Source organism: Brevundimonas sp. GW821-FHT10A07 (assembly GCF_059415785.1).
Genome location: NZ_JBWKNX010000007.1, coordinates 124,830 through 151,077, shown reverse-complemented (window position 1 = coordinate 151,077; position 26,248 = coordinate 124,830). Strand labels below are relative to the sequence as shown.

Annotated in this window: 24 protein-coding genes, 1 pseudogene and 1 riboswitch; of the genes and pseudogenes, 9 read left to right on the top strand and 16 right to left on the bottom strand. The window is 67.2% G+C overall.

The genetic code is table 11. From position 1 onward, the window contains the following. Positions 1-27: 27 nt before the first annotated feature. Both AC07NC_RS07900 and AC07NC_RS07895 read right to left on the bottom strand, forming a co-directional pair. Positions 28-1,371: a hypothetical protein gene (locus tag AC07NC_RS07900; protein WP_372705358.1), complete on the bottom strand. Its 1,344-nt coding sequence runs from the start codon at positions 1,369-1,371 to the stop codon at positions 28-30. Positions 1,372-1,525: 154 nt separating this feature from the next. Continuing rightward, a complete protein-coding gene (locus AC07NC_RS07895) occupies positions 1,526-2,299 on the bottom strand; it encodes a YebC/PmpR family DNA-binding transcriptional regulator (protein WP_008262780.1) in 774 nt (257 codons plus the stop codon). A gap of 148 nt (positions 2,300-2,447) precedes the next feature. Between AC07NC_RS07895 and AC07NC_RS07890 the strand changes: the two genes are divergently transcribed. Then, positions 2,448-2,645 (top strand): hypothetical protein, encoded by a 198-nt coding sequence (locus AC07NC_RS07890; RefSeq protein ID WP_008260485.1) that lies wholly within the window; start codon positions 2,448-2,450, stop codon positions 2,643-2,645. 68 nt (positions 2,646-2,713) lie between these two features. Here the strand turns inward: AC07NC_RS07890 and AC07NC_RS07885 are convergent, their stop codons facing one another. The 4 genes from AC07NC_RS07885 to AC07NC_RS07870 form a co-directional block, all read right to left on the bottom strand. Continuing rightward, complete coding sequence (locus AC07NC_RS07885) at positions 2,714-3,721, bottom strand: sulfite exporter TauE/SafE family protein (RefSeq protein WP_494569170.1); 1,008 nt, start codon at positions 3,719-3,721, stop codon at positions 2,714-2,716. Between the two features lie 100 nt (positions 3,722-3,821). Continuing rightward, positions 3,822-5,555 (bottom strand): cellulase family glycosylhydrolase, encoded by a 1,734-nt coding sequence (locus AC07NC_RS07880; RefSeq protein ID WP_494569169.1) that lies wholly within the window; start codon positions 5,553-5,555, stop codon positions 3,822-3,824. Between the two features lie 129 nt (positions 5,556-5,684). Next, positions 5,685-6,341 (bottom strand): HEPN domain-containing protein, encoded by a 657-nt coding sequence (locus AC07NC_RS07875; RefSeq protein WP_494569168.1) that lies wholly within the window; start codon positions 6,339-6,341, stop codon positions 5,685-5,687. A gap of 434 nt (positions 6,342-6,775) precedes the next feature. After that, positions 6,776-7,210: an acyl-CoA thioesterase gene (locus AC07NC_RS07870; RefSeq protein ID WP_494569167.1), complete on the bottom strand. Its 435-nt coding sequence runs from the start codon at positions 7,208-7,210 to the stop codon at positions 6,776-6,778. Positions 7,211-7,368: 158 nt separating this feature from the next. Here AC07NC_RS07870 and AC07NC_RS07865 point away from each other — a divergent pair, with 158 nt between their 5' ends. Then, positions 7,369-8,511, top strand: coding sequence for a zinc-dependent alcohol dehydrogenase family protein (locus AC07NC_RS07865; protein WP_494569166.1), 1,143 nt, complete (start codon positions 7,369-7,371; stop codon positions 8,509-8,511). Between the two features lie 134 nt (positions 8,512-8,645). On the opposite strand, the gene AC07NC_RS07860 is transcribed toward AC07NC_RS07865, so the two are convergent. From AC07NC_RS07860 to AC07NC_RS07850, 3 genes are all read right to left on the bottom strand, one after another. After that, positions 8,646-11,999 carry an autotransporter domain-containing protein gene (locus AC07NC_RS07860; protein WP_494569165.1) on the bottom strand — a complete coding sequence of 1,118 codons (3,354 nt, stop codon included), beginning with the start codon at positions 11,997-11,999 and terminating at the stop codon, positions 8,646-8,648. A gap of 135 nt (positions 12,000-12,134) precedes the next feature. Continuing rightward, positions 12,135-12,986, bottom strand: a complete 852-nt coding sequence (locus AC07NC_RS07855; RefSeq protein ID WP_494569164.1) for a ribokinase — start codon at positions 12,984-12,986, stop codon at positions 12,135-12,137. Then, a complete protein-coding gene (locus AC07NC_RS07850; protein ID WP_494569163.1) occupies positions 12,983-13,918 on the bottom strand; it encodes a nucleoside hydrolase in 936 nt (311 codons plus the stop codon). Before AC07NC_RS07850 ends, AC07NC_RS07855 begins: the two co-directional genes overlap by 4 nt. A 128-nt stretch (positions 13,919-14,046) precedes the next feature. After that, a riboswitch (TPP riboswitch) is annotated at positions 14,047-14,156 on the top strand. 57 nt (positions 14,157-14,213) lie between these two features. Between AC07NC_RS07850 and thiC the strand changes: the two genes are divergently transcribed. The 6 genes and pseudogenes from thiC (at position 14,214) to AC07NC_RS07820 (ending at position 19,776) form a co-directional block, all read left to right on the top strand. Then, positions 14,214-16,229: a phosphomethylpyrimidine synthase ThiC gene (thiC, locus tag AC07NC_RS07845; protein WP_494569162.1), complete on the top strand. Its 2,016-nt coding sequence runs from the start codon at positions 14,214-14,216 to the stop codon at positions 16,227-16,229. Positions 16,230-16,343: 114 nt separating this feature from the next. After that, positions 16,344-17,219 (top strand): annotated as a pseudogene (locus tag AC07NC_RS07840) (DUF4747 family protein). Then, positions 17,212-17,733: a hypothetical protein gene (locus AC07NC_RS07835; RefSeq protein WP_494569161.1), complete on the top strand. Its 522-nt coding sequence runs from the start codon at positions 17,212-17,214 to the stop codon at positions 17,731-17,733. Before AC07NC_RS07840 ends, AC07NC_RS07835 begins: the two are co-directional and overlap by 8 nt. A gap of 128 nt (positions 17,734-17,861) precedes the next feature. Further along, positions 17,862-18,155, top strand: a complete 294-nt coding sequence (locus tag AC07NC_RS07830) for a hypothetical protein (protein ID WP_494569160.1) — start codon at positions 17,862-17,864, stop codon at positions 18,153-18,155. A gap of 175 nt (positions 18,156-18,330) precedes the next feature. Next, complete coding sequence (locus AC07NC_RS07825) at positions 18,331-18,510, top strand: hypothetical protein (protein WP_494569159.1); 180 nt, start codon at positions 18,331-18,333, stop codon at positions 18,508-18,510. Positions 18,511-18,909: 399 nt separating this feature from the next. Beyond that, on the top strand, positions 18,910-19,776 hold the full coding sequence (locus AC07NC_RS07820) for a hypothetical protein (protein WP_494569158.1): 867 nt from the start codon (positions 18,910-18,912) through the stop codon (positions 19,774-19,776). A 179-nt stretch (positions 19,777-19,955) separates the two neighbouring features. Here the strand turns inward: AC07NC_RS07820 and AC07NC_RS07815 are convergent, their stop codons facing one another. The 5 genes from AC07NC_RS07815 to AC07NC_RS07795 all read right to left on the bottom strand — a co-directional run bounded on the left by AC07NC_RS07815 (position 19,956) and on the right by AC07NC_RS07795 (position 24,126). Then, the gene (locus AC07NC_RS07815) at positions 19,956-20,627 is read right to left on the bottom strand and encodes a DsbA family oxidoreductase (RefSeq protein WP_494569157.1); all 672 of its coding nucleotides are present in this window, start codon (positions 20,625-20,627) and stop codon (positions 19,956-19,958) included. 67 nt (positions 20,628-20,694) lie between these two features. Then, the gene (locus AC07NC_RS07810; protein ID WP_494569156.1) at positions 20,695-21,603 is read right to left on the bottom strand and encodes a DUF1206 domain-containing protein; all 909 of its coding nucleotides are present in this window, start codon (positions 21,601-21,603) and stop codon (positions 20,695-20,697) included. 57 nt (positions 21,604-21,660) lie between these two features. Continuing rightward, complete coding sequence (locus tag AC07NC_RS07805) at positions 21,661-23,106, bottom strand: sensor histidine kinase (RefSeq protein WP_494569155.1); 1,446 nt, start codon at positions 23,104-23,106, stop codon at positions 21,661-21,663. Positions 23,107-23,116: 10 nt separating this feature from the next. Further along, complete coding sequence (locus tag AC07NC_RS07800; RefSeq protein ID WP_008263586.1) at positions 23,117-23,797, bottom strand: response regulator transcription factor; 681 nt, start codon at positions 23,795-23,797, stop codon at positions 23,117-23,119. Positions 23,798-23,799: 2 nt separating this feature from the next. Continuing rightward, positions 23,800-24,126, bottom strand: coding sequence for a hypothetical protein (locus AC07NC_RS07795; RefSeq protein WP_008259736.1), 327 nt, complete (start codon positions 24,124-24,126; stop codon positions 23,800-23,802). Positions 24,127-24,369: 243 nt separating this feature from the next. Here AC07NC_RS07795 and AC07NC_RS07790 point away from each other — a divergent pair, with 243 nt between their 5' ends. Next, complete coding sequence (locus tag AC07NC_RS07790) at positions 24,370-24,756, top strand: hypothetical protein (RefSeq protein ID WP_494569154.1); 387 nt, start codon at positions 24,370-24,372, stop codon at positions 24,754-24,756. Between the two features lie 160 nt (positions 24,757-24,916). Here AC07NC_RS07790 and chrR read toward each other — a convergent pair whose 3' ends face one another. Continuing rightward, the gene (gene chrR, locus AC07NC_RS07785; protein WP_494569153.1) at positions 24,917-25,555 is read right to left on the bottom strand and encodes a cadmium/peroxide/UV radiation responsive anti-sigma factor ChrR; all 639 of its coding nucleotides are present in this window, start codon (positions 25,553-25,555) and stop codon (positions 24,917-24,919) included. Then, the gene (locus AC07NC_RS07780; RefSeq protein WP_494569152.1) at positions 25,552-26,190 is read right to left on the bottom strand and encodes a sigma-70 family RNA polymerase sigma factor; all 639 of its coding nucleotides are present in this window, start codon (positions 26,188-26,190) and stop codon (positions 25,552-25,554) included. The genes chrR and AC07NC_RS07780 overlap by 4 nt, the downstream gene beginning before the upstream one ends. Positions 26,191-26,248: the final 58 nt, after the last annotated feature.

The window sequence follows — 26,248 nt, the reverse complement described above, 5'->3', positions numbered from 1 at the left end:
CCGGGGTCGGGCGAATGTTCCCCGTCGTCAGCCGACGATGGCCTGCAGTTGGGCGGCGGCGTCCGCGATGGTCGCCCGGCCGCCACGGCCGCGACGGGCGGCGTCCAGGGCGGCGGCCGACATGGCCCCCTCGGCGCGGGCGCTTTCCAGGTCTTCGCGCAGGGCGCTGATCTGCTGGCTCAGGGTCTGGACCCGGGCCTCGTGCTCGTCCTGGGCGGCGGCCAGCTTGGACTGCAGCTTCACCATCCGCTCCTCGGCGCGGGCGATGGCCTTGTCGTGGGCCATGGCCGCCTTGGTCAGGGCCTCGGCGCGGTCGACGGCGGCGACGCGGGCGACCTCCATGGCCGCCTGACGCTGACGCGCGTCCTCGGTTTCGGTTTCCAGCGCGCGCACCCGCTCGACCGCCCGGTCCAGGGCGACCTGCAGCGTGTCAGCGCGCCGTTCGACGGCGTGGCCGCCGGTCTGCAGTTCGTTCAGGCGCGAGGCCTGTTCGCTGTTCAGCACCTCCAGCCCGTTGGCGCGCGCCGTGGCGGTGTCCAGTCGGGCGGTCAGGGCGGCGATCTCGGCGCGGGCCGATTCGACCTGGCTTTCCAACGAACGGATCGAACGGGCGGCCTCGGCCTGTTCGGAGGCGGCGCGGGCGCGTTCGGTGGCCAGCTGGCCTTCGCCGGCGGCCGCGGCGCGGGCCAGACCCGCCACCTCGGTCCCGACCTCGTCCACGCGACGGCGCAGGGCGGTGTTCTCTTCCAGCACCAGGGCCAGATCGCGCTGGACCTGACCACGCGTGGTGTCGGACTCCGACCGGGCGACCTCGGCCTGTTTCAACTGGTTGCGCAGCGATTCCTGATCCTGCTCCAGCTCGCGGATGCGCTGGGCGGAGGCGCGCTCGACCGTCTCAAGACCTTCCAGCCGCGTCGCCGCCTGGGCCAGTTCGTTGCGCAGCCGGCCCAGTTCGACCCGGGCCTCCTGCAGATTGACCGTGGTCTCGCCGCCGCGCGCCGCCAGGTCGTCGGCCTTGGCCTCGGACTCGGCCAGGGCGTCGGACAGCTTGCGGACCTCGGCGGTCAGCAGGCCGACCTGTTTCGTCGCCGCGCTGTTGGCGTTGCGCAGATTGACCAGTTCGACGTGGTTGTCGCGGCGCGAGCGGAACTCGGCTTCCAGCGGGTCCCGCAGTTGTCCCAGAAGAGTCTCGAAGGTGCCGAACCGCTGCGCCATCTCCGACAGCTGATCCAGACTGTCCTGGATGGTCTCGAACCGCTCGCCGATCAGACCTGCGACGTCCTGCTCGGACCGCCCGAGCGCGGCCGCTTCGTCCTTGGCCTGTTCAGGCTTGCCGCGTGACAGCACGCGATCGATTCTGGTCAGTCTCATGGTCGCGCCCCGCGTCGTATGCCCGCATCGCGGTGGGCGACCTCGATCCCTGCCTCCAGAGGCGAATCGAACCGCTCACCGTCCTATGACCAGAGGTTAATCGCGGGTTACGAACGTGTCGAGACCTCCGTTCGTCGATCAGCGCGTGTACGTATTATCCGGCGTACTTGGCCGCATCCTCGTCCGAGATGTCCTCGTTCGAATAGACGTTCTGCACATCGTCCTCGGCGTCCAGCGCGTCCAGCAGCTTGAACAGGGTGCCGACGGCCTCGCCCGTCACCGTCACCTCCGACTGGGGCTTCCAGACGATGGCGGTCGACTTGGGGTCGCCCAGCACCTTGGACATGGCCTCGGCGACTTCGTTCAGGTCCTCGAAGGCGGTCCAGATGGTGTGGCCCGGCGCGTCCTCGTAGATGTCGGGCTTGACCAGATCGCTCTCGACGTCCTGGGCGCCGGCCTCGATGGCGGCTTCCATGACCTCGTCCTCGGTCCCGGCCTCGGCCTTGTAGATGATCTGGCCGACCTTATCCCACATGAAGGCGACCGAGTTCATCTCGCTCAGCGCGCCGCCGTTCTTCTTGAAGGCCGCGCCGATGTTCGACGCCGCGCGGTTGCGGTTGTCGGTCAGGGCCTCGACGATGATGCCGACGCCGCCGGGGCCCCGGCCTTCGTAGCGGACCTCTTCCATCGTATCGACGTCGCCGCCCGAGGCCTTGTTGATGGCCCGCTGGATCACGTCCTTGGGCAGGCTTTCGGCCTTGGCGTTGTTGACGGCCAGACGCAGGCGCGGATTGGCCGCCGGGTCAGGCAGACCCGACTTGGCCGCCACCGTGATGTCGCGCGACAGTTTGGAGAACAGCTTGGAACGCACCGCGTCGGCGCGCCCCTTGCGGTGCATGATGTTCTTGAATTTCGAGTGGCCGGCCATGGGATCGTCTTCGAGAGTCTGAAACCTGAGCCGCGCCTCCTAGCCGATGCGCGGCGGGCTGTCACGATGTACGGGCGTGATGAGCGTCGGGGGGTGGAACCTCGGCCGTTTGGGCGTATTGATCCCTGACGCTGCTATGGAGCCCCCGATGAACACCGCCGACATCTATGAGGCCGAGGGCCGCGCCGACGACGACCTGCACGAGGCCGACATCGTCGAATGGTACGAGACCCGCCCCGTCACCGTCTCCACCGCCGTGGCCGCCGGATCCATCATCACCGCCTTCACCCTGGGCGCCCTGACCGCCGTCGGCGTGCTGTTCCTGACCGGTCGGCTGGACGACTGAGGGCCGTCAACACCTCCGCCCTGGCGACGGGCGGAGGCGGACTGGGGCGGGTCGCATCCGCCCCTCGCTCATTCCGCCGGCTCAACCGGCGTTGTCGCCGCCTCGCCAAAGCCCTGCGGTCTCGAGCGGGCCATGTGGGCGAGCGTGAGCCAGAACACGGCGAACAGGACGGCGGAAAAGCCGAGCGAGCAGGCGATCTTTTCGGGCGTCGGAGCCTTGAGGTTGAAATAGACCATCTGGAAGATGTTGAGGGCCACAATCCCGCGCAGCATCCAGTCGATCTTGAGCTTGCTGAGCACATAGCTTCCAAGCGGGGCCATGAGGAGAACGACCGGATAGGCGCACAGCCACGTCCGAACCTGATAGTCCGTGATCCCCTGATCCCAGAAGGCGCGATAGCCGAAGCCCAGGACGCTGATGGCCGCCATCACCATGATGCTCTGGTGCGTGGCGATCTTCTCATCCATCCGGAAACGGGTGACCAGGAGGGTGTACAGGACGATGTCGGCGCCCGTGCCGAACAGGCTGGCGCAGACCCCGCCCGCAAAGAGAATCGCGGCCAGCATCAGTTTGTCGAGGCGGCCCGTGTTCGGCAGCCTGTCCCGGTGCCCCCGGTGTTTGCTGGCGATATAGGCCAGGGCGAAGGTCATGATCAGGCTGAGAAACAGGGCCTGGATGATATAGACCGGAATGCCCTGCATCACGTTCATCCCGAACACGAAGCCCAGGAAGGCGACCGGGACGAACCAGAGAACCGGGGCGTAGGAGGCGAGACGGTTCTGTTTGCGGGACAGGATCCAGATGCTCGCGCTGGTCATGCCCACGCTCTGGATCATCAGGCTGAAGTCGCGCGCCATCCCCCGATCGATGTCGAGAAACACGCTGAGCACGGGGAAGGCCACGGCGCCGCCGCCCTCAGGCGTCAGGCCCGCCACAAAGGCGCCCAGCACCATGATGGCCGGGTAATACCAGTGCTCGACCAGGAACGGGATGCTGTTGAACGTCGCGAACAGGGCGACCCACACCACCATCATGCCGACATACCATCGCCGGAAGATGCGGCTATCGAAGAACATGGACCCCCGCCTCTTCACCTTGTGAACGCTACCATACCGCCGCTTCTGCGCAATTCGGATGTTGGAGCCAAGCCCATCTTCGACGCCCTGGGCGCCGAGCTCAGCCCCCGACCTGGATTTCCTTCACGCGACAGGCGCCGCAGTCCTCGGCTTTCAGGATCAGGGTGTTGGTCCCCGCCATGAAGGGCAATTCCACCGCCCGCCCCTCGCGCCATCCGTCGTCCGTGGGCAGATCGACCGCCGCCGCCGCCCCGCCGTTCAGCGAAACCGACACCCGGCCGCCCGCGCCGACCACCGTCACCCGCCGGTCGCCCGCCGCTTGCGCCGTCACCGTATAGCGCAGCCACTCCCCGGTCTCGAACTCGACCACCACGGGCTCGCCGCCGTCCAGACCGATGTCCACGCCGTCGTTGCGCCAGGTCCGTCCGGTGTTCCACCAGGGGATCCGCTCGCCCGGCCCGTCGGTGTCGGCGTCATAGACGTCCTTCCACGCCACGCCCGACCGACCCAGGTCATAGTCGGCCGCCCGGAGCGTCGCGACCGCCGTGCCGATCCGATGCGCCGTATACGGAACCGCCGCGTCCGAACGGGGCTGGCGCAGCATGGCGTCGACCACGTCGCGGTGTTCGACATTGTTCTCGAACCGGATGTCGTGGGTCGCCAGCCGCATCAGCGTCTCTTGCGCCTCCTGCGCCGACGGCCGCGGCCCCTTGCCCGTCAGATAGGCGACCAGCCTGGGCCAGCCGGAGTTCGGCGTGATCTCCAGCGGCTGGTTGAAGCCGATCTTCTTCAGCGGCCAGAAGGCCCAGCCGATCCCCTCGTCCTCGACCAGGGCGATGGTTTCGGTGAACCAGGTATTGGAATTCTCGCCGGATTCGCCCAGCCAAACCGGCGCGTTGGTCTCGTCCCTCAGCCGCAGGATATCGGCGATCGAGGCCCTGTCGGTCGCATTCCAGTATTTGTGGAAGCTGATCACGGTGTTCTCGTCCCACAGGGGCGTGACGCCGCGATAGTTGTTGCCCCAGCAATTGCCCTCGATGACGATCATGTGCCGCGGATCGACCTCGCGGATCGCCGCCGTGATCTCGACCATCAGCGACCGCAGCGGGGCGTTGGTCGTCTCCTCGCAGCCATGGCCGCCGCCGGGCTTCTCGAAGTCCCAGTTGGGTTCGTTGATCAGGTCATAGGCGCCGATGGCCGGCTCGTCGGCGTAGCGTTCGGCCAGCCGCCGCCACAGGGCCGCGGTCTTGCGACGGTTCTCGGCGCTGTCCCACAGCGACGGTTTCGACGGATCCCGGTCCGAGATGGCCAGGTCGCTCCCCTGCCCGCCCGGCGCGGCGTGCAGGTCCAGGATCAGATACATCCCGTTGGCCTTGACCCAGGCCAGCAGGGCGTCGATCTCGGCGAAGCCCTCTTCCTTCCAGGTGTCGCGCCCCGCGACCGGCTCCTGATCCGCCGCCAGGGTCAGCCGGTCATAGTGCATCGGCAGCCGCACCGAGTTGAAGCCCCACCGCCCCATGGCGTCGATGTCGGCCTTGGTCGTGTGGTTGGCGCGCCAGGCGGCGTAGAAGCCTTCCGTCTTCTCCTCGCCGATCAGGTCAGCGATCCGCGCCCGGATCACATGCTGCGGACCCAGGGCGCCCAGCTGCAGCATATAGCCTTCCTGCAGCACCCAGCCGCCCAGCCCCATGCCGCGCAGAATGACCGGCTCGCCCGCCTCATCGACGATCCGCGTCCCCTCCGCCCGCAGGAAGCCGCCTGTCTGGGCCTGGGCCGCATAAGGCGCGCATAGCATCGCCGTCGCAGCCAGGGCCGCGATCCATCCCGTCTTCATGGCGTTCCTCCACGCTCCTTTTTGGGAACGTTCTCACAGGGAGCGCGCGATAGCTAGGGTGAGCGATGCCGCCTTAAGGAGACGCCGGGAGTGTCTGAGGGGTAGGAAGCGGACGTTGGCCTCCCGGCCCTAGGCGCCCCCCGCTAGATTGGGCTGGGCGTCCGGGAGCCCATTCTCACTTCCGGCTATGTCGTCGCTTAATCTCGACCGGAGCCTCTCTCGCTCGGTCGCGATAACCGTTTCAACGATGTCGAAATCTTCGACTCCGATAGGCATGCTCTCGGACTGTTGATCGTCGTATCTATACGGGCCCCTAAGTCGGTTCATCTTATTGAAGATGTCCACAAAAGCGCTTTCTATATTCCCCAAGCGTCGGCCTATGTTGAGCCCTGAGTGAATAGGACCATGGGTCTTAGTGCCCATCGGAAGTGTATGGGATGAGACCAAGTGCGCTTTGGAAGCCAGCTCACACGCGCTGAATAGCGTATCAACGGAAACCGCAGCATGGCCTTCCGCCTCGGCTCGACGGGATGCTGCCAGGAAGTGATCTGCCTTATCGAGCAACAGTAGGCAGCGATTTCGCTGAGTCATGAAGTTGAAGCTCGTGAACCACCGCTCTCCGGTCCACAGGACTGTCCAATGACCGTTGTCCAGCTCGTCTGATGGCAGATCAAAGTCTTCGAGACCCTCCAAATCTCCTAGGACAATGCCGTCTCCCTTCTCAACTGCTCGCCGGGCTTTGATTGATGCTACTCCTCGTATCTCGTCGTTTATCCGGATGGTCACTGCCCCCTCTGGGGGCTGAATGCGCTGCGCACCCCACAGTGCGAAGTCTTCAGGTAAAACACCCGACGCCTTCCGGCGCGCCAATTCTGGGTTGATCCAGAGATCGAATGCCTGCTCCAGAACGCGTCGCCCCATTGCATCGGAGTCTGCTAAGGGAGGCCCATCGCTAAGGATTTGAACGGTTGATCTGTCCGGCATTACAGGCCTCGTTTTCGCGCTCGCGCCGTTGACCATAGAAACCTTCGGGTGGTCAGCATTGCCTCGGCCGGGAATGAGGCCACGTCCTGATGTACGGCGAGCTTGATATTCCATAAAGTCAGCAACAGGCACGTCCGGCTACATTTCCACCCTCCAGCCAACGTCTGCAACGGGTCGAAGGCGGTCATCGACACTTGCGCCGAAAGCCGCGCCCGCCCCAGGACGCCGCCCTTCCCTCACCCCGCCTTCAGATTCTCCACCACCGCCCTCAGCTTGGCCGGCAGGGGCTTGGGCCGGCGCGTCTCGGCGTCGACATAGACGTGGACGAAATGGCCGACGGCGGCCGGCACGTCGGCGCTGCGCTTGAACACGGCGAAGCCATAGCTGACGCTGGAGGAGCCGATCCGGTCCACCTTGATCCCGACCTCGATCACATCGGGGAATTTGAGCGCCGAGGTGTATTGGCAGCCGCTGTCCACCACCAGGCCGATGGACTCGTCCAGGGCGTTGGCGATCATCAGATGGGCGTTCACCGCCGAGTCCACGAACTCGTAGAATTTGGCGTTGTTGATATGGCCGTACTGGTCGTTGTCGGCCCAGCGCGTCGAGACCATGTGAAACGCCTTGTAGGTCGCGCGTTCGGCCAAGGGGCCCAGTTCCGTCTTCGGCATTGCGGTCTTCCTCCTGGGCGACATTCGGCGTCGCTCTCGATGCGAGGCTCGGGCTTGGACGCCGTTGCGTCAAGCGCCTATCGATAGGGGACAGATCACAAGGCGCTCAACCAGCCGACGACCGCGTCGGCGGCGGTAGCGCAAGAAAGAGCGTGACCATGAGCATCACCACCCGCGCCGCCGTCCTGTCCGCCATGGGCGCCGCGCCCCCCTACCGCGACAGCCGCCCCCTCTCCATCGAGACGGTCACGCTGGACCCGCCCGGTCCCGGCGAGGTTCTGGTCGCGATCAGGGCCGCCGGCCTGTGCCACTCGGACCTCAGCGTCATCAACGGCGACCGTCCCCGCCCCCTGCCCATGGCCCTGGGGCATGAGGCCGCAGGCGTGGTCGAGGCCCTGGGCGACGGCGTCACGGACCTCAGCATCGGCGACCACGTCGTCATGGTCTTCATGCCGTCCTGCGGCCATTGCGACCCATGCGCCGGCGGCCGTCCCGCCCTGTGCGAGCCGGGCGCCGCCGCCAACGGCAAGGGCGAACTGCTGTCCGGCGCCCGCCGCCTCTTCCGCGAGGGCGAACCGGTCAACCACCACCTCGGCTGCTCCGCCTTCGCCGAACGCGCCGTCGTCTCGCGTCGCTCCCTGGTCAAGATCGACCCGGCCCTGTCGTTCGAGGAGGCGGCCCTGTTCGGTTGCGCCGTCCTGACCGGCGTCGGCGCCGTGGTGAACACCGCAGGGGTCAAGGCGGGCCAGAGCGTCGTCGTCATCGGCCTGGGCGGCGTCGGCCTGTCCAGCGTCCTGGGCGCCCTCGCCTCCGGCGCCTCCCCCGTCGTCGCCGTCGATCTGTCGGAGGACAAGCTGGCCCTGGCCCGCACCCTCGGCGCCACTTCAGGCTTGGTCCAGACCGTCAACGGCGCCGATCCCGATGCGGTGGATCAGGTCCGCGCCCTGACGAACGGCGGCGCCGACTTCGCCTTCGAAATGGCCGGCTCGGCCCGCGCCCTCGACACCGCCTGGAAGATGACCCGGCGCGGCGGGACCACCGTCACCGCCGGCCTGCCCCCGCCCGAGGCGGCCCTGGCCGTCAACATCGTCTCCCTGGTGGGCGAGGAGCGCACCCTGAAGGGCTCCTATATCGGAACCTGTGTCCCCAGCCGCGACATCCCCCGCTACGTCGCCCTCTACCGCCAGGGCCGCCTGCCGGTGGATCGGCTGATGAGCGGCGTCATCCCGCTCGACGACATCAACGCCGGCTTCGACCGCCTGCACGCCGGCGAGGTGGTGCGGCTGGTGGTCAGGCCCTGACCATCACGCCCTGTGACTGGCGGCGCCCCCAGACCCGACCCTGCCGACCGTCGCGAAGCCGGGCGCGGGCCGGCGTATCATAAAAAAACGGCGACCCCGCCGGGGCCGCCGTCTCCACGTCCCGACCCGGTGGATCAGAACTTCATCGTCACCGTGGCGTTGTAGGTCTGGTAGTCCAGATCCTCGCGATCGACCATCGAGGCGGCCTTCAGCGTCACGCCGAACCGGTCGCCCTCGATGGCGACCGAACCGCCGATCTCGGCCCATTCACTGTCATTGCTGGCGCCGGCGAAGACCCCGCCGAAGCCGTCGGCCGCGACGAAGGCGGCCTCGACATTGCGGTTGTCGCCCGCCAGCTCATGCACCCAGCGCACGTCCAGCGCCGGCTTGATGCTCCAGCGGCCGCGACTTGTCTCGCCGCCGACCCGCAGGCCGATATGGTGCTGCAGCGAATCGAACGACTGGTCGGCGACGCTCAGGGCCGCGACCCCGCCCGTCTCCTGATAGGCGTCCAGATCGACCGAATAGGCGTTCAGCCCGATGTTCGGCTGCAGCTTCAGCCCGCCGCGCGTCAGGTTGAAGCCCAGTTCGGCCCCGCCGCTCACCACCTTGCCGTCCGTCTCCCCGTCGGCGCGGAAACTGGCGCCGCCGATGGCGAAGGCCCGTTCGGTGTCCAGATCCGCCGCGCCATAACCGATCTTGGCCCCCAGATAGGCGCCGTACGCCAGGTCCACCGCCCCATAGAGGGTCGCCTGAACCTGACGGCTGTCGGCCGTGCTGATCCCCTCGGCGAAGTCAGACTCGCCCTCGGCATAGGCCAGGCGGGCCCCCACGGTCAGGGCGTCGATGGTCCGTTCCAGGCCGCCGACGACATACCAGGCGCTCTGATCGTCGCTGCGGCTGTCGGCCAGGGTTCCGCGCAACTGGCCCGCCTCGCCCTCGATGGCGCCGGCGCCGAAATAGGCCGAAACCCCCTGTTTCCATCCGCCCCAGCGCGCCCGTTCCTGGGCCTGGCGGGTCGCCATGCCGGCCGCTGCGGCCGTCGCCGCCGGATCCAGCGACGCGACCTCCACGCCCGACCCGATCAGGGTCAGGCCTTCGCTCGCCCCGCCCGAGCGATCCCGCGCGATCCGTCCGTCCACCACGCCGCGCAGAGCCTCGGTCTGGGCCGACAGCAGGGTCACGCCGGAGTGGGCGGCGAAGGGCGACAGGCTCTCCAGCCCGACCTCCAGGGCCTCGCCTTCCAGCAGGTCTGTCTGGGCGTAGATGTCGCCCAAGGCCGCATAATCCGTGGCCCGCGCCGCATCCAGCATCCCGCCGACGGTGCGTTGGGCGCGCGAGTTCGGGTTGATGAAGTCCAGATAGGACCCCGCCTCGATCTCCACCTCCACGCTGGTCGTGGTGTAGTCCAGCACCGGATACAGCACGCCCGAGATGTCGGTGACGGCGTCGAATTCGCCATCCAGCCCGCCCTGGGCCGTCAGCACCGTATAGGTCTGGCCGAACTTCGGCGCGCTGACGAAGTTGAGCCCCAGCAGCCCGCCCAGCGAGGCCACGCCGGCCGTGCCCTCGAAACCGTCGGCCAGAACCGTCAGACGGTCGGATTGATCACCGCCGATGTCGATGAACAGGCGCGAGCCCGACGCCAACACCAGATCGCTTAACAGGGTCAGTTCGCCGATCTCGCCCTGCCCGCCCGGGGCGATCGAACCCATGGCCGAGGTCAGGACCGTGGAGTCGACTACGCCCGAACCGCTCAGAACCCCGCCCGCCAGCAGCATTTCAAAGGTCAGCAGCGCGCCGTCCACGTTCAGCTGCCCGGCCCAGACGCCGACGTCGTTCTGGGCGAACAACAGGCCGTCCGCGCCGATGTCCAGCACCGCCCCGCTGGTCCCGATGGTCAACCGGTCGATGACGGCGCGGGCGTTCAGCGTCGTCGTTCCCGCCGACATCAGGTTGACGTCGTAGAACAGCGGCTTCTCGCCGGCCAGCACATCGCCCTGGACGTTGAACGGCACGAAATTCGTCGAACCCGGTCCGCCCGGAACGATCTCGAACGGCAGGGTCGCGCCCGGCGCAGTGCCCACCGCCGAGGCTTCGTGCCGCACCGCCAGTCCGGAGGCGGTCTCGCCGCGCGAACTGCCGGCCGCCCCGCCGGCCCCGCCCGCGACGATCCCGCTCATATCGACGATCGTGCGGCCGCCGGTCACCTCGGCCTTGACCGGCTGAGCGCCCCCGCTCAAGCCGTCCTCGCGGTCATGGTTGTAGTCGGCCAGTTCCCCCGCATCGACGCAATCGCCGAAGAAGCAGATGCTGCCCCATTCGCCGCCGCGCGAGTCCACGCCCTCGGCCGGCGTGTCGGGCAGGCCCGTGACCAGATTGCCGTTGGCGTCGATGATCTTGTAGTTCGGATCCATCATCTGGACCCAGTGGGTCGGATCAAACCAGTCGCCGTCGCCGCCGGTCGTGGTCACATACTTGTAGGGGTTGTTGGCGACGATCCAGTCGGTGAACAGATACAGGGGCTGATAGCCCGCCGTCGTGCCGTAGCTGGCCGATCCCTGGCCGTTGAAATAGCGCGATCCCAGCGACAGGACGCCGACGACCACCGGCGTATCGAAGGCGCGATCCAGGATCAGGGGACCGCCCGAGTCGCCCCCCGCCGTCATGCCTTCGTTCTCCAGCGCGACGTCGTCGCCGAAGATGTTGAAGTCGAAGGTCGCGGTCCCGGCCGGATCGTCGAAATCGACCATATAGAGGTTCTGGCTCAGCCCGCCCTGGGCGCCGTCGCCGAACAGGAACAGGTCGATGTCGTCCAGCGACGCCAGGGCGCCGATCATGTTCTCGGCGGCCCGACGGCGGAAGTCGATCCCCTGAACCGAACCCAGGGACCCCGTCCCGCTGCGGCCGTATCCGCCGGTGATCACGTGCCGGTCCTCGTCGCCGGTCAGGGGCGAGAACAACATGGCCCAGGTCGGCACGCCCTTGGCCGGCGAATCCAGCACGCCGATGGCGACATCGCCCTCATAGAAGCCGCCGCCCTGGGCGTCCTCCAGCGAGCGGGGATCATAGAAGACCCGGCTCATATTGTAGTGCTGGTCGATATAGCTGGTGGCGTAGTCGCCGCTGGTGATCCAGTTCAGGATGCCGTCGAAGGCGTCGCCCTTGAACCCGATGCTGATCGGCCTCCCGAGGCCCTGGGATCCGTAGGCGACGTCGGGGAGGTCGTTGACGCAGTGGGCCGCGAACAGCACCGTGCGCGGATTGATCAGGCTGCCGGTGCAGACCCCCACCGAGCCGCCGCCGGTGTCGACGATGATGTTGCCGATGCCGTTGATCGCATCGGGGTCGGCCAGGACCGGCGGCGCGTTCGGGCTGAAGTTGTCATTGGGCACCTCCGCCGCCGCCGTCCCCGCCGCCGCGATCAGCCCGATCACCGACGCCGTCGCCAGCCAGCGACGACGACCCGTCCCGTTACGTTCAATCATGCCGTGCACTCCCCTCAAAATCCTGGGAGCCACCGTGCCGTATTATTTACCGACTGCAATAGGCCACAGACCGACTTGGACCGATTTGTGTCAATAACGTTACACCCAGTACAGTACAGCTTGGGCGCGACGAGGCTACTGACCCGCCAGCAGCGCCTCGACCTCATGCCGCTCCGGCGCCGACGGCTGGGCGCCGGGCCGCGTCGCCGCAAAGGCCCCCGCCGCACAGGCGAAGCGCAGGGCCTGCGTCGGCTCCATGCCTTCCAGCAGGGCCACGGTGATGGCGGCGACGAAGGCGTCGCCGGCGCCGGTGGCGTCGACCGCCTCGACGGTCGGCGGGGTCGCCCAGGCCATTTCGACGCCGCGCTGATACATCGCCGCGCCCCTGGCGCCCTTGGTGACCACCACCCGGCCGCCGCCGCGGTGCAGGCCGTCGCCATAGAAGGCGGCCTCGGTCTCGTTGACGACGATCAGGTCGGCGCGGCGCAGCAGCATTTCCGACACCGGCTGGGCGGGGGCCAGATTGGCGCAGACGAAGCCTGTGGCTCGGCCCACCGCCGCCTCGACCGTCTCGACCGGCAGCTCCAGCTGGACGATCAGGGCGCCCTCGATCCGCTGCGGCAACTGCTCCGGCGTGACCATATGATTGGCGCCGGCCGCCACCACGATCTGGTTCTCGCCCGTCGGATCGACGGCGATCAGGGCGACGCCCGTCGGGGCCGCCACATCCGTCTCGACCCCGGCCAGATCGACGCCCAGGTCCGACATCAGGGCCAGGGCCTCGCCGGCCAGGGAGTCGTTTCCGACTCGGCCGATCAGGCTGACCTCGGCGCCCAGTTTCTCGGCGGCGTAGGCCTGGTTGGCGCCCTTGCCGCCCGGATAGCGGGCCAGACTGGCCCCCGTCACCGTCTCGCCCGGCGCCGGCAGCCGGGGCGCCGTCGCGACCAGGTCCAGGTTGATCGAGCCGACGACGGTGATCCGCATCATCTGGCCTTCAGGGTCTCGGTCAGCAGGTCGAACACCCCCTGCCCGTCCGCCGCCACCGCCCAGCGGTGCCGCGCCGTGGCGGGATCGACGCGGAACTCCACCGCCGTATGGCCGCGCGTCAGGTCCGAGCCCGTCTCGACCTCGATCCGGCAGGGTTTCAGGGTGAACAGGTCCGGCTTCATCAGCCAGGCGATGGGACAGGGGTCGTGCAGGGGCGGGGCGTCGGATCCCACGACCTGCCGTTCGGTCCGCTGCGAGAAGCGCAGCAGGGCGGCGACGGTGCGCGCCGGGTCGGTGCGGATCGTCTCGACGGCGCGGATCCGGGCCTCGGTGGCCCGCACCTGATGGGTCGCGTCCAGGCCGAAGGCGATCACCTCGCAGCCCGAGCCGAACACCACCGCCGCCGCATCCGGGTCGGCCCAGATGTTGAACTCGGCCGAGGCGGTGATGTTGCCGCCCTCCGACCGCGCCCCGCCCATGACCACGACCGGCCCCAGATGCTCGGCCAGCCGCCGTTCGCGCTTCATCGCCAGGGCCAGGTTGGTCATCGGCCCCAGGACGGCGACGGCGACCGATCCGGCCGGGCGTTTCATCACCAGGTCGACGATGGCGTTGGCGGCGGGTCCGTCGCCGATGATGCCGATCGGCGCGAAGGGCTCCAGGTCGCCCAGCCCCTCGGGCCCGTGGAAGTCGCCCGCGCCCGCCGGGGGTCGTTTCAGCGGCCGTTCGGCGCCGCCGAACACCGGCACGTCTTCACGGCCGGCGATCTGGCGCACCATCCGGGCGTTGCGCTGGGTCAGGTGGGCGGGGACGTTGCCGCCCACGGTGGTGACGGCCAGCAGCGTCGGCTCGGCCGCCGCAAAGGCCAGGAACAGCGCCACGGCGTCATCCACGCCGGGGTCGCAATCGATGATCAGGGATTGGATAGACACATCCCTCGTTTGACGCTCCGGACGCCGGCGGGCAAGTCCGTTTCACCGCTTATCCCACGCGAATCCGACGCCTTTTCCAGCCACGCTTGCGCCCGCTTGACGTCCGCCTCCCCCGGCGTCACCCTGAGCCTCGTTCTCCGGGGGGTCGCAATCGAGCGGCTGAGATAGAGGTTTCTCCTCTGACCCGTCGAACCTGATCCGGGTCATGCCGGCGAAGGGATGAGTACGCTTTCCGGTCCCCGTTACAGGACCCTCGCGCCCGACGTCGGCGGACCTCAAACCGTTTGAGGCCGCCATGAACATCCAAGTCACCCCGCCCGTCCTGCCTGAAGAGCCGAACGTCGAGCTCGCCCTCAAGGACGCCCGCGAGCAGGTGATGAAGGAGACCGGCGCCATCCCCACCGGCGAACGCGCCGGATCGCGCAAGGTCTATGTCGCCGGCGAGCTCTACCCCGACATCCGCGTCCCCTTCCGCGAGGTCGCCGTCCATCCGTCGGCCAATGAGCCGCCGGTGACCATCTATGACAGCTCCGGCCCCTACACCGACCCGACCGTGACCATCGACATCAAGCGCGGCCTGCCGCCCGTGAAGTCGTCGTGGCAACTGGATCGCGGCGACATCGCCCCGGTCCTGAACCCGCGCGAGGTCAAGCCCGAGGACAACGGCCACGCCAGCGGCAAGAACCTGGCCCCCCGCTTCGACACCTCGCACCACCGCGTCTTCAAGGGCGTCGAGGGCCGCCCGGTGACGCAGTATGAATACGCCCAGGCCGGCATCATCACGCCCGAGATGGAATATGTCGCCATCCGGGAGAACCTGCGCAGGGAAGTGGCGAGTGGCAAGTGGCGCGTGGCGAGCGAAACCGCCCAGACGATCACCCTGGCGGACGGTTCGACCGTCCCCCTCCCCTCTTCCTCCTCGCCACTCGCCACTCGCCACTCGCCACTGGAGCGCGACGGCGAATCCTTCGGCGCCAGCATCCCCGACTTCGTCACCCCCGAGTTCGTCCGCTCCGAGATCGCCCGCGGCCGCGCCATCATCCCGCACAACATCAACCACCCCGAGGTCGAGCCGATGATCATCGGCCGCAACTTCCTGGTGAAGATCAACGCCAACATCGGCAACAGCGCCGTCCTGTCGTCGGTGGACGACGAGGTGGACAAACTGGTCTGGGCCACCCGCTGGGGCGCGGACAATGTCATGGACCTGTCGACCGGCCGCAACATCCACAACATCCGCGACTGGATCATCCGCAACTCGTCCGTCCCCATCGGCACCGTCCCCATCTATCAGGCGCTGGAGAAGGTGAACGGCATAGCCGAGGACCTGACGTGGGAGGTGTTCCGCGACACCCTGATCGAACAGGCGGAACAGGGCGTCGACTATTTCACCATCCACGCCGGGGTGCGCCTGCCCTTCGTGCCGATGACGGCGAAACGCGTCACCGGCATCGTCTCGCGCGGCGGCTCCATCATGGCCAAATGGTGCCTGGCCCACCACAAGGAGAGCTTCCTCTACGAGCATTTCGAGGACATCTGCGACATCATGCGGGCCTATGACGTCAGCTTCAGCCTGGGCGACGGTCTGCGCCCCGGCTCGATCGCCGACGCCAATGACGAGGCCCAGTTCGCCGAGCTGCGGACCCTGGGCGAACTGACCAAGATCGCCTGGGCCAAGGGCTGCCAGGTCATGATCGAAGGCCCCGGCCATGTGCCGATGCACAAGATCAAGGCCAATATGGATGAGCAGCTGAAACACTGCCACGAGGCGCCCTTCTATACGCTTGGCCCGCTGACCACCGACATCGCCCCCGGCTATGACCACATCACCAGCGCCATCGGGGCGGCCATGATCGGCTGGTTCGGCACGGCCATGCTCTGCTACGTCACGCCCAAGGAGCATCTGGGCCTGCCGGATCGTCAGGACGTCAAGGACGGCGTCATCACCTACAAGATCGCCGCCCACGCCGCCGACCTGGCCAAGGGCCACCCCGCCGCCCGGCTGCACGACGACGCCCTGAGCCGCGCCCGGTTCGAGTTCCGCTGGGAGGACCAGTTCAACCTGGGCCTAGACCCCGAAACCGCCCGCAAATACCACGACGCCACCCTGCCCAAGGAAGCCCACAAGACCGCCCACTTCTGCTCCATGTGCGGCCCGAAATTCTGCAGCATGAAGATCAGCCAGGACATCCGCCGCGATGCGATGGCGCAGAATGATGCGGGGGCGAGCTTGGCGGAGGCGGAGGCCGGGATGGCGGAGATGAGCGCGAAGTTCAGGGCCGGGGGCGGGGTGGTGGAGGTGAAGGTGTGACTAGACAAGCATAAATGTTCCCTATATGTTCCACCTTGCTCTGAGGTCTTTCTTTGGCGTGCGCGGTAGGGCAGTCTGCCCCCCGTAGTTGCAAAGCTCGGGGGAGAGCACAGGTTGGCAAGAGATCGCAAAGTCGAGGTAGCAGCGGTTAATGTTCGGATTCCGGAACATATGGACCGGAACTACACTGCACTCATCGAGAGTATTTTTAGAACAAGAAAGAGCGTCCGCGTCCGGGGGGACACATTCCTAGCGATCAAATCTTTCGACCCGGAAGCAGGCCGGGGGATTATCGCGAAGTTCACCGAGATAGAAGTCGACGGGGACTGGTTTGATTTAGAGTCTTTCGACACTGCAACGCCCGACATGGTCGGCGAAATTGCGATACCTCAGAACTTGAGACCCAATCTGTCTCAGTTTTACTTCGTGGTATAACCAAAAGAGCACGTCATTGTATTTGAAATATATGCAGATTCTAAGGGACTAAGCGCGCGAGCGTTCGAAAAGTTCTTGCGATCTACTGCAACAGATCGATTACTAATTTCTAGATTTGGTATCGTCGAAGTCGATGTTATTAAAGACTATGGGGAAATCGAACGAATACTAAACCTCCCACACCTCAAGGAGCTGACGGTTGTCATTCGCCCGCCTAATAGCGACGATATCGGCGAGGATTTAGCTAAGGTTATTGAGGAACGTCTTCGGGAGCAAAATGGCGGCGAGTACGAGGAACGCATAAAGTCTCTGCCCAAGAAGGACTTGGAACCCAACGAACGGACAAGAAAGTTGGCCATGATCGGTGCCGAGAATGGCGAGGTTGAAGCCAAAGCTGTTCAGAATCGCATCTTGACAAAAATTGGCACCACCGAAACCCCTCTAACCGAAGGCTCAAAATTCGGTGCAGACACATCCGCTCAGGCAGTTTTCTACAAACTGGCAAACCGATTGATGGACAGAATTCGTATGAAAAGGCGGGAAGTTCGTGAGTAAAACAACGGGCTTCATACCGAACATCAAGACGCTGTACCGAAGCTATGGCGGATTTGAATCACTAATAAAATCCGCTTACTTCTGGATAAGCCTTACAGTCTCGGCTCTTTGCTGGAGATTTGTATTAGACGAGAAATGGCCAGACATGTCGAAAGACATACTGCCACAACTCGCCGGATTTTCGGTTGCAGCGTATGCTCTTTTTTTCGCCGTTCTGGATGAAAAAACGAGAAATGCACTTCGAGCACCTTCAGAAAAACTCGGCGGTCGCTCACCACTTCTAATATTGGCAAGCTCGATATCTCATGCCGTTATAATTCAAATTGTCTCTGTGATCTCCGCGCTTATTTATTCAAGCAAACCATTTCCGTCTATAAATCCAATTATTTCACATGTTGTAAATATGACGACAGGATTTGCAGGAATGTTTCTTCTAGCTTACGGAATAGTTTTGGTTATTGCTGCCGTTCTATCGATCTTCAAGATACTGGAGATCGAAGCCAACGCCGGTTAACTCACTGTGCCCACCGTCATTCTCCTCGCCGGACCGATACGGCGTCGGGAAGACCACTTTCATAAGCCGCTTCCTGCGGCAGCGGGCGGGGGCAGTTGGCAAATTCAATCACCGCTATGGAGACGAATATGGAGACGAATATGGAGACGAATATGGAGACGGTGGCAGATGCAGACCGCGTCAGACAATATGCCTTCGACACATATATCGCCCCGGCCCGGCAAAAGTCCGAGCCTTTAGTGATCATTCGCGCCGGCGACGTGGCCTCCAAACTCGGCTTGACTGGCACCCTCCCTCAAGTTTGCGGGGCCCTCGGCGCAGCGACCTTCGAGACGACTTTTCACGTGCGCCGTGTCTATCTTCACGGCCCGATCAACGGCGCCAATACCTACTTCGTGTTCGACGTCAAACCCGCTGTCTGACGACCCCATGCCCACTCTCGTCCTCCTCGCCGGACCGAACGGGGCAGGCAAGACCACGTTCATCAACCGCTTCCTGCGTCAGCGGGCGGAGGCGTTTCGGTTCGTGAACCCGGACGCGGTCTCCCTCTCCCAACGGGAGAGGGACGCACAGTGAGATTTCCGCTATGCTGCGCCGATGTTCAGCATCCTCAACTATCCTGAACTGATCGAAAGAGCGCTCCAGAACGCTGCCTGGATCGCCAAGCACGGCACGCGCGAGGAGCAGTCCGGCAAGTTCCTGCCGCCGCCCGGCTGGAAGGGGCATCTGGTCACCGCCGCCGACGTTCCGGCCGCGCCCCGGAAGAAGCGGGCCTAATCCTCCCCTTTCGTCATCCTCCGGCAAGCCGCGTCTTCGCGGCGCAGACCGGGGGACCCAGCGGCCTGCGCGAGCAGGACCCTGTCGCGGATGCGGGCGTCTAACATCGCGCGGCGGACGCATTTCGCCTTCGGCGCCTCCCCTGGTCCAAGCTTCGCTTGGCCAGAGGATGACGAAGGGTCCCCCGGTTCCGCTGCGCGGCCCGGAGGATGACGAAAGGAAGGGAGGCGGCCGGGGGCGGCAAAAGCGGGATCACCCCTCAGCGCTCCTAATTCCGTCGTTCCGACCTCTGAATATATTCAGCTTTTCCGGCTCGCGCGCCAATCAACCCAGCACGGTTTCCCGCCGCCGTATAATCCCCCGGTCCCGTTCAGGGGCGGATCGGCCCGGGAGGGGCGTATGGATGGGATCGAGGGACGCCGGCCCTATGGGGACGAGGGCGACAGCGGGGGCTATGGCGAGAGCGACGGCGGGGGCGGCTATTTCGACCGGCGCCTGACCAACGAGGACTTCGTCGATCCGCCGCGCCGGCCGTCGTGGGATGGGGCGTCCCAGGACGAGGCGTCGCAGGATGAGGCGTCGCACGACACGCGGCCGCTGTATGACGGGCGGCCCGTGCGCGATCCCTATGACCGGGGCGGCGGCTATCGCCGGGCCTCGGACCAGGCCTGGGCGGCGGCGCGCGACGACTATCTGGCCGGCGACACGGCCGAGACGGTCAGCGCCCGCTACGGCATGGGGGTCAGCACCTTCCGCCTGCGCGCCCGGGACAAGGGGTGGCGGCGCATGGACCAGGTCGATCCCCCCTATGATCCGCTGGACCCGGACGAGGCGGCGGCGGACGGCCCGGCCGACTATGGCCGGATGGCGGACCTGGCCCGGATGCGGCTGAACCGCGCGCTGGAGGCCGGCCGCGCCGTCGAGGCGGCGCGCTGGATGCGCCTGCACCTGGGGCTGACGGCCCTGGCCCGGGACGTGTCGCCGGCCCCGCCGCCTGCGCCCCCCACGCCGGAAGCGCCGCCGGAAGCGCCGCCGCCCGCCCCGAAGGAACCCGACCTCGCCGCGCGCGCCGAAGCCCTCGCCCAGCAGATCTGCGTCATCGCCCAGGAAGCCGCCGCCCTGAAGCCCGGCGACTACGCCGGCCGCGACGCCCTGATGGCCCGGATCGACGCGCTGGACGACCTGGAGCCGACCGGGATTTCAGACGAATTAGACGATTCAGACGGTGTTTTTTCGCAGGGAGAGTCTGAAACCGGGCCGCCGTGACATCATCACCTCCCCATTCGCGAAGGCGAATGGGGAGGACAGGTCGCGTCAGCGACCAGGAGGGGGCGACTCGGTCGTCGGGACGCCCCATATTCCTGTCGCACACCCGGTCGCCCCCTCCTGGCGGCGCACGCGCCGCCTGTCCTCCCCATCGGCCTGCGCCGATGGAGAGGTGAGGCTCACACCTCCGAGGCGATCTTCCTCAGCGCCTCTTCGAACACCTGGGCCGGCTGGCCGCCGCTGATCAGATATTTGCCCTCGACCACCACGGCCGGGACCGAGCTGATGCCGCGCGACCGCCACAGGTCCTCGGCCCCGCGCACGGCCTGGGCGTAGCGGCCCGAGGCCAGGACCTCGCCCGCCTCGGCCCGGTCCAGCCCGGCGGCCTCGGCGGCGCTGGTCAGGACGCCGGCGTCGGTCAGGTTGCGGTTGTCGGTGAAGTGGGCCGTGAACAGGGCCTGTTTCAGCGCCTTCTGCTTCTCGGGCGCGGTCTCGTGCGCCCAGTGCAGCAGGCGGTGGGCGTCGAAGGTGTTCCAGATGCGGCTGTCGTCGGTCATGCGCATGTCGAAGCCGACCTCGGCGGCGCGGTCGCGGATCATGGCGCGGTTGGCGGCCGACTGTTCCGGGCTGGCGCCGTATTTGCGGCCGATGTGTTCGACGATGTTCTCGCCCTCGGGCGCGATCTGGGGGTTCAGTTCGAAGGGCTGAAACGCAATATCGGCGCCGATCCCCTCGCCCTTGAGGGCGTCCAGCGCCGTCTCCAGCCCGCCCAGGCCCACGACGCACCAGGGGCAGACCACGTCGGAAACGAAGTCGATCTTCAGGGTCTTCATCGGCACGGCTTGGGTCATGGCGAGGGCCTTCTGGAACAGGATGTGTTGCGGAGCATATGGGAAGGCCCCGCGCGACGCCAAGGCCTCAGCCCAGCGTCAGGTCCCGGGGCGGCCGGATCCTGCGCCAGCGCGCCTCCACGAAGGCGAAGGCGCCGAAGGCCATCAGCCCCGCCGCCGTCAGCCCCAGCACCCACGACCCGCCGGGCTGGGCCTCCAGCGCGTCCAGCGCCGCCGCCGTCGTCGTCACCTCGCCCGACCGCGCGTGCAGCCCCGCCAGGACCACGAAGGTCCCCAGCGGCAGATAGGCGAAGCCCCGCGCGCCATAGCCCGCCCGCGCCAGGGCCGTCGCCGGCCTGCGCACCGCCTCGGGACAGGCCAGGGCCGCGTCGAAGTCGTCCCGGAAGGCCCTGACGATGTTGCCGATCCCGACGCCCAGCACCACCAGCCCCGCCGCGATCAGCAGCAGGCCGCCGAACGGCAGGTCCAGGATCCAGGCCGCCTTCTCCTGGTTCTCGGCGACGCTCTCGGCCCGTTCCGCCGCCTGGCTGGTCGCCTCCCCCGCCTCGTCCAGATACTCGAACACCCCCGCCGCCAGCAGGCCGTAGAACAGGCCGCTGGCCGCCTGACCCGCCCGCGTGGCCCAGCCCTTCAGGTCGGTTCCCTCATGGTCGGCGTCGAACAGGGCCTGCAGCACGCGCCAGCCGACGAAGGCCCACAGGCCCAGCCCCAGCAGCACCAGCCAGACCCGCCCGAACGGCTGCTCCGCCAGCCACCCCGCCGCCCCGCCCGCGCCCACCGCGTCGCCGATCCTGTCGGTCGCCGCCAGCAGGGTCAGCGCCCCCGCCGACAGATAGACGAAGCCCCGGGCCCCATAGCCGACCCGCGCCGCCCCCTCGATCAGGGTCGTCAGCTTGGGGATGCGGCGCGTGGCGGGGATACGGCTGCGGACGGCCTCGCCCAGGGCGGCGGCGGCGTGACGAAGACGGGCGAACATGGCGGCTCCAGCGCGGCGGAGCGGTTCAACGCCCCCGCCCGCCGATGGCTCCCGCGCTCAGGCGCGCGCGGCGTGAGCCGCCGGCAGCTCCAGCACGACCTTCAGCCCGCCCATGTCGCTGTCGCCCAGGGTCAGCCGCCCGCCGTAGGCGCGCGTCAGGTCCTCGACGATCGACAGGCCCAGGCCCGAGCCGGGCGCGCTCTCGTCCAGCCGGGCGCCGCGCTTCATCACCGTCTCGCGCTGGTCGGCGGGCAGGCCGGGGCCGTCGTCCTCGACCACCACCACCATCTGGCCCAGGCCGTTCTCCCCGGCCGAGACGCGGACGCGGCGGGTGCTGAACTTGGCCGCGTTCTCGATCAGATTGCCCAGGATCTCCTGCAGGTCCTGCCGCTCGCCCAGGAAGGCCAGGTCGTCGGGCGCGCGCCAGTCGATCTCGGAGCCCTTGTCGCGGAAGACCTGTTCGATCATGACCGCCAGCTCGTCCAGCACCTCGGGCACCGGCGTGGTCTCGCCCAGGCCGTGGGCGGCGCGGGCGGCGGCGCGGGCGCGGCGCAGATGGTGGTCGACCTGGCCCTGCATCACCCGGGTCTGGCGCCGCACCAGTTCGGGCAGGGCGCCCTCGGCGGTCCCGGCCTCGGCCAGCATGACCGAGATCGGGGTCTTCAGCGCATGGGCCAGGTTGCCGACATGGGTCCGCTGGCGCTCGACCACCTCCTGGTTATGGGCCAGCAGCCGGTTGACCTGTTCGGCCAGGGGCTGGATCTCCAGCGGATAGGACCGTTCGATCCGCGCCGCCTGGCCGTGGCGCACGGCCGCGATCTCGTTGCGCAGATCATACAGGGGCCGCAAGCCGACCTGAACCTGAATGAAGACCGCCGACACCAGGATGAAGCCCAGGATCAGCAGGGCGACCCAGGTCAGGGTGGCGAACTGCCGGGTGTCCACGTCGACGTTGGACCGGTCGATGGCCGCGAAGAAGACCACCGGCGTGGTCCGTCCCGGCAGGGACTTCATGCTGGCCGCCACCCGTAGCGGCTCGCCCGCAGGACCTGTGGCGTTATAGGTGATGGTCTGGCCGTAGGCGTCGTCCAGCCGACCCGGCAGGTCCGCCGGCACCGTCAGGTCCTCGCCGTACAGCGAGTCCGAGCGGGTGATGATCCGCAGGCCTCCGGCCAGGGTCGGCTCGGCCGTCATCCAGTACTTGCCCGAAAACACCCGCAGGGTGGGGGCGTCCATGATCTGGGGCGTCAGAACCTTGCCGCTCGCCGTCACCGTGCGCACCACCAGTTCGTCGGTGGTCTCGCTCAGCACGTTTCCCAGGCGGCGCAGGGCCGATTCCTGGAACTGGTTGGTCAGGACGAAGCCGGTCGCCACCAGGGCCAGCAGAATCCAGCCGGCGGCCAGCCAGATCAGCCGCCGCGTCAGCGACCTGCCCGGCCGCCCGAACCAGCGGCCCCAGCCGCCGGGCGGCGTCCGCCGCGCCCCAGCCCCCGCTTCGGTCATTGCGGCGTGATCACGCCGCCTCGGACTCGCCCGTCAGGGGCGCCAGGCGATAGCCCAGGCCGCGCACGGTCTCGATCCGGTCGGATCCGATCTTCTTGCGCAGCCGGCCGATGAAGACCTCGATGGTGTTGGAATCCCGATCGAAATCCTGATCGTACAGATGTTCGACCAGCTCCGTGCGGCTGATGACCCGGCCCTGGTGCATCATCATATAGTGCAGCAGCCGGTACTCCAGCGAGGTCAGGCGCAGGGGCTCGCCGTTGACATTGGCCCGGGCCGCGCGCGGATCCAGACGCAGGCCGCCGCACGACAGGGTGGCCGAAGCGATGCCGGCCGAGCGCCGCAGCAGGGCGCGCAGCCGCGCCAGCAGTTCTTCGGTATGGAAGGGTTTGGTCAGATAGTCGTCGGCCCCGGCGTCGAAGCCCGACACCTTGTCCGACCAGGCGCCGCGCGCGGTCAGGATCAGGACCGGCGTCGCCTTGCCCTCGCGCCGCCAGCGCTCCAGCACGGAGACCCCGTCGATCTTGGGCAGGCCCAGGTCCAGCACGATCACGTCATAGGGTTCGGTGTCGCCCAGGAACCAGGCCTCTTCGCCGTCGGCGGCGTGGTCCACCGCATATCCGGCGTCGGCCAGGGCGCCCTTCAGCTGACGCGACAGGTCGGCGTCGTCTTCAACCAGCAGGACACGCATCTTCAGTCTTCTCCCACCACGCGGCCCGAGCGGGCGTCCACGCGAATATCAGCGACCCGCCCGCCGGGATATTCCCAGCGCACCACCACCGTGTCGCCGCGCGGGCTGACGCCCAGCATCCGCCCGTCGCGACCGGCCCCGACCCGACGCACCACAGCCCCCAGATCGGCGCGCGGCCCATCGGCCGAGGGTCGATCGCGCGAGGGGGCGTCGCGACGCTGATCCTGTTGCGGACGCTCTCGGTCCTGGTCGCGCGACTGCGCCAGGGCCTGGGTCGCGGGGACCAGGGCCATCAGGGCGGCGATCAGGAGGGCGCGGGTGCGGTTCATGAAGTCGCTTCTACGGGGCCGGCTCTGAACAGCCGCTGAACGGGGTGTTTGGAAACGGGCGATACGGCCGAAAAGCCGCACGTCCGTCGCATCTATAACAGAGATCGCGCGAACGGGTCTTCCTGCGCCGAAAAGATGAACGGTGACTGAAACGCGGCGTTCAGATCGGGCTCAGGCTGGAGATGGCTTTCTGGGGACATCGCAGCCCCCGCCGGGGCGCCCCGCACCAGAAGGAACGATCCGATGCTGAACAAGAAAGTCTTCCTGCCCGCCCTCATCCTCGCCGCCGCCGCCGCCTCGGCCGCCCTGCCCGCCGCCGCCCAGTCCTATGGCCCGTCCCATCACGCCCGACCGCCTGTCCATCATGCGGGCTACGGACACTGGTCGTCGATCAACGCCCGCCAGGCCAATCTGGACCGCCGCATCGACCAGGGCGTCCGTTCCGGCCAGCTCAGCCGCCGCGAGGCCACCCGTCTGCGGGGCGAGTTCAACGGCCTGCTGCGGCTTGAGGCCCACTATCGTCGCGGCGGCCTGACCGCCTGGGAACGCACCGACCTGGACCGTCGCTTCAACCGTCTCTCGGCCCAGATTCGCAACGAGCGCCACGATTGGAACCACCGTCGCGGCTGAACGCCGTCTCGGTAATTTCCATGGGAGCGCGGTCCGAAGGGGCCGCGCTCTCTCTTTGGGACGACCCGCAGGGCTTCCCCTCCGCTTCACAACAGCCGCCGCCAAAGGTCGTCATTCGTCCTTGTGACGAGGTTTGAATGACGGTCAGGCTTGGTCTCGCCTACAGCTTGATGAACGGCTGCATCAGCTTGCCCAGCCAGCCGTCCAACTCGATCTGACCGTCCAGGGCCACCACGCACAGGCAGGGATCGGGCGAGACCACGCGCGGTTGGTGCAGCACCTCGCCGTCCGCCTCCTCGAAGTCGCCGACGTCGAACCGGGCGGTTTCGGTGGCGTAGGCGCCGTGGATGACGCAGGTCAGTTCGATCCCGCCATGGGTATGGCGCGGCGTCTCGCGGCCCGGCCCGATTTCCAGCAGGATGACGCGGCAGTCGCCGTCGCGCGGCGCATGGACGTCGCGGGCGCGCATGCCTGGTCCCAGCCATCGCCACGGTCCCAGCGCGTACCGGCGCAGGGGCTCAGGCAGGCCGACCATATCGTTCAACGGCGTGGAGGCCAGAACCTGTCCGGCGTCGGCCTCGGCCCGCGCCAGGACGCGCGCCAGGGCGTCGTCCGGCATCGGCTCGGGCTCCAGATCGTCCAGCAACTCGCCGCCCACGGACTGAAGCGTGCGGACCCAGGCGTCGTTCTGCGGCCGCATCGCCAGATGGGCGGCGACCACCACGGCCTCGGGCGGGCTGAGGGTGCCGGCCGCATAGGCCAGAAGCCGTTCTTCGGAGGGGTTGTGACCGCCGGTCATGCCTCGCCTCCGGCGTCGTCCAACAGGGTGCGCAGTTTGATCATGGCCTTGCGTATTCGGGATTTCACTGTGCCCAGCGGCAGGTCCAGCCGCCGGGCGATTTCGGAATGGGGATTGTCCTGGAAGAAGGCCAGACGAAGGACCTCGATCTGATCCGCCGTCAGCCGCGCCATGGCCGTCTTCAGCCGCGCCGCATCCTCGGCCATCAGCACGACCTGGTCCGGCCGTTCCGGCTCTTCCTGCGACAGTTCGATCTCGGGCATCGGGGTGCGCCGCGCGTCCTGGCGCAGCACGTCCAGGCGCCGGTTGCGGGCGATGGTGAAGATCCAGGTCGCGGCCCGGGCCTTGGAGCTGTCGAACAGTTCCGCCTTGCGCCACACGGTCAGCATGGCGTCCTGGGCGAAGTCCTCGGCCGCCCCCGCAGGCGCCCCGGCCTTCATCAGATAGGCCTTCAGACGCGGCGCGAAATGTTCGAACAGGCGCGCGAAAGCCTCGCGGTCGCGCCGTAACGCCACCGCCTCGATCAGCCGGTCATGCTCGCCGCCCACAGCCGTCACGGGTGGCCGAATCCGCTGATAGGTTGAAACCTGTCCATACATGGAACCTAGTACGGTTCTGACGAAAGTCTGGATCATTTCGTGATCCGGCCGCGTACTGGGCGCGTATCTTCGCCACCTGTCGCCCGTCGTTCGG

Excerpts from the sequence above, each read along its gene's own strand:
- chrR (WP_494569153.1), bottom strand. The coding sequence starts at position 25,555 with ATGACCGGCGGTCACAACCCCTCCGAAGAACGGCTTCTGGCCTATGCG.
- AC07NC_RS07825 (WP_494569159.1), top strand. The coding sequence starts at position 18,331 with ATGTTCAGCATCCTCAACTATCCTGAACTGATCGAAAGAGCGCTCCAG.
- AC07NC_RS07810 (WP_494569156.1), bottom strand. The coding sequence starts at position 21,603 with ATGTTCGCCCGTCTTCGTCACGCCGCCGCCGCCCTGGGCGAGGCCGTC.
- AC07NC_RS07830 (WP_494569160.1), top strand. The coding sequence starts at position 17,862 with ATGGAGACGAATATGGAGACGAATATGGAGACGGTGGCAGATGCAGAC.
- AC07NC_RS07805 (WP_494569155.1), bottom strand. The coding sequence starts at position 23,106 with ATGACCGAAGCGGGGGCTGGGGCGCGGCGGACGCCGCCCGGCGGCTGG.
- AC07NC_RS07855 (WP_494569164.1), bottom strand. The coding sequence starts at position 12,986 with ATGATGCGGATCACCGTCGTCGGCTCGATCAACCTGGACCTGGTCGCG.
- AC07NC_RS07900 (WP_372705358.1), bottom strand. The coding sequence starts at position 1,371 with ATGAGACTGACCAGAATCGATCGCGTGCTGTCACGCGGCAAGCCTGAA.
- AC07NC_RS07815 (WP_494569157.1), bottom strand. The coding sequence starts at position 20,627 with ATGACCCAAGCCGTGCCGATGAAGACCCTGAAGATCGACTTCGTTTCC.
- AC07NC_RS07820 (WP_494569158.1), top strand. The coding sequence starts at position 18,910 with ATGGATGGGATCGAGGGACGCCGGCCCTATGGGGACGAGGGCGACAGC.
- AC07NC_RS07800 (WP_008263586.1), bottom strand. The coding sequence starts at position 23,797 with ATGCGTGTCCTGCTGGTTGAAGACGACGCCGACCTGTCGCGTCAGCTG.
- AC07NC_RS07795 (WP_008259736.1), bottom strand. The coding sequence starts at position 24,126 with ATGAACCGCACCCGCGCCCTCCTGATCGCCGCCCTGATGGCCCTGGTC.
- AC07NC_RS07790 (WP_494569154.1), top strand. The coding sequence starts at position 24,370 with ATGCTGAACAAGAAAGTCTTCCTGCCCGCCCTCATCCTCGCCGCCGCC.
- AC07NC_RS07780 (WP_494569152.1), bottom strand. The coding sequence starts at position 26,190 with ATGATCCAGACTTTCGTCAGAACCGTACTAGGTTCCATGTATGGACAG.
- AC07NC_RS07880 (WP_494569169.1), bottom strand. The coding sequence starts at position 5,555 with ATGAAGACGGGATGGATCGCGGCCCTGGCTGCGACGGCGATGCTATGC.
- thiC (WP_494569162.1), top strand. The coding sequence starts at position 14,214 with ATGAACATCCAAGTCACCCCGCCCGTCCTGCCTGAAGAGCCGAACGTC.
- AC07NC_RS07860 (WP_494569165.1), bottom strand. The coding sequence starts at position 11,999 with ATGATTGAACGTAACGGGACGGGTCGTCGTCGCTGGCTGGCGACGGCG.
- AC07NC_RS07870 (WP_494569167.1), bottom strand. The coding sequence starts at position 7,210 with ATGCCGAAGACGGAACTGGGCCCCTTGGCCGAACGCGCGACCTACAAG.
- AC07NC_RS07865 (WP_494569166.1), top strand. The coding sequence starts at position 7,369 with ATGAGCATCACCACCCGCGCCGCCGTCCTGTCCGCCATGGGCGCCGCG.
- AC07NC_RS07890 (WP_008260485.1), top strand. The coding sequence starts at position 2,448 with ATGAACACCGCCGACATCTATGAGGCCGAGGGCCGCGCCGACGACGAC.
- AC07NC_RS07885 (WP_494569170.1), bottom strand. The coding sequence starts at position 3,721 with ATGTTCTTCGATAGCCGCATCTTCCGGCGATGGTATGTCGGCATGATG.
- AC07NC_RS07895 (WP_008262780.1), bottom strand. The coding sequence starts at position 2,299 with ATGGCCGGCCACTCGAAATTCAAGAACATCATGCACCGCAAGGGGCGC.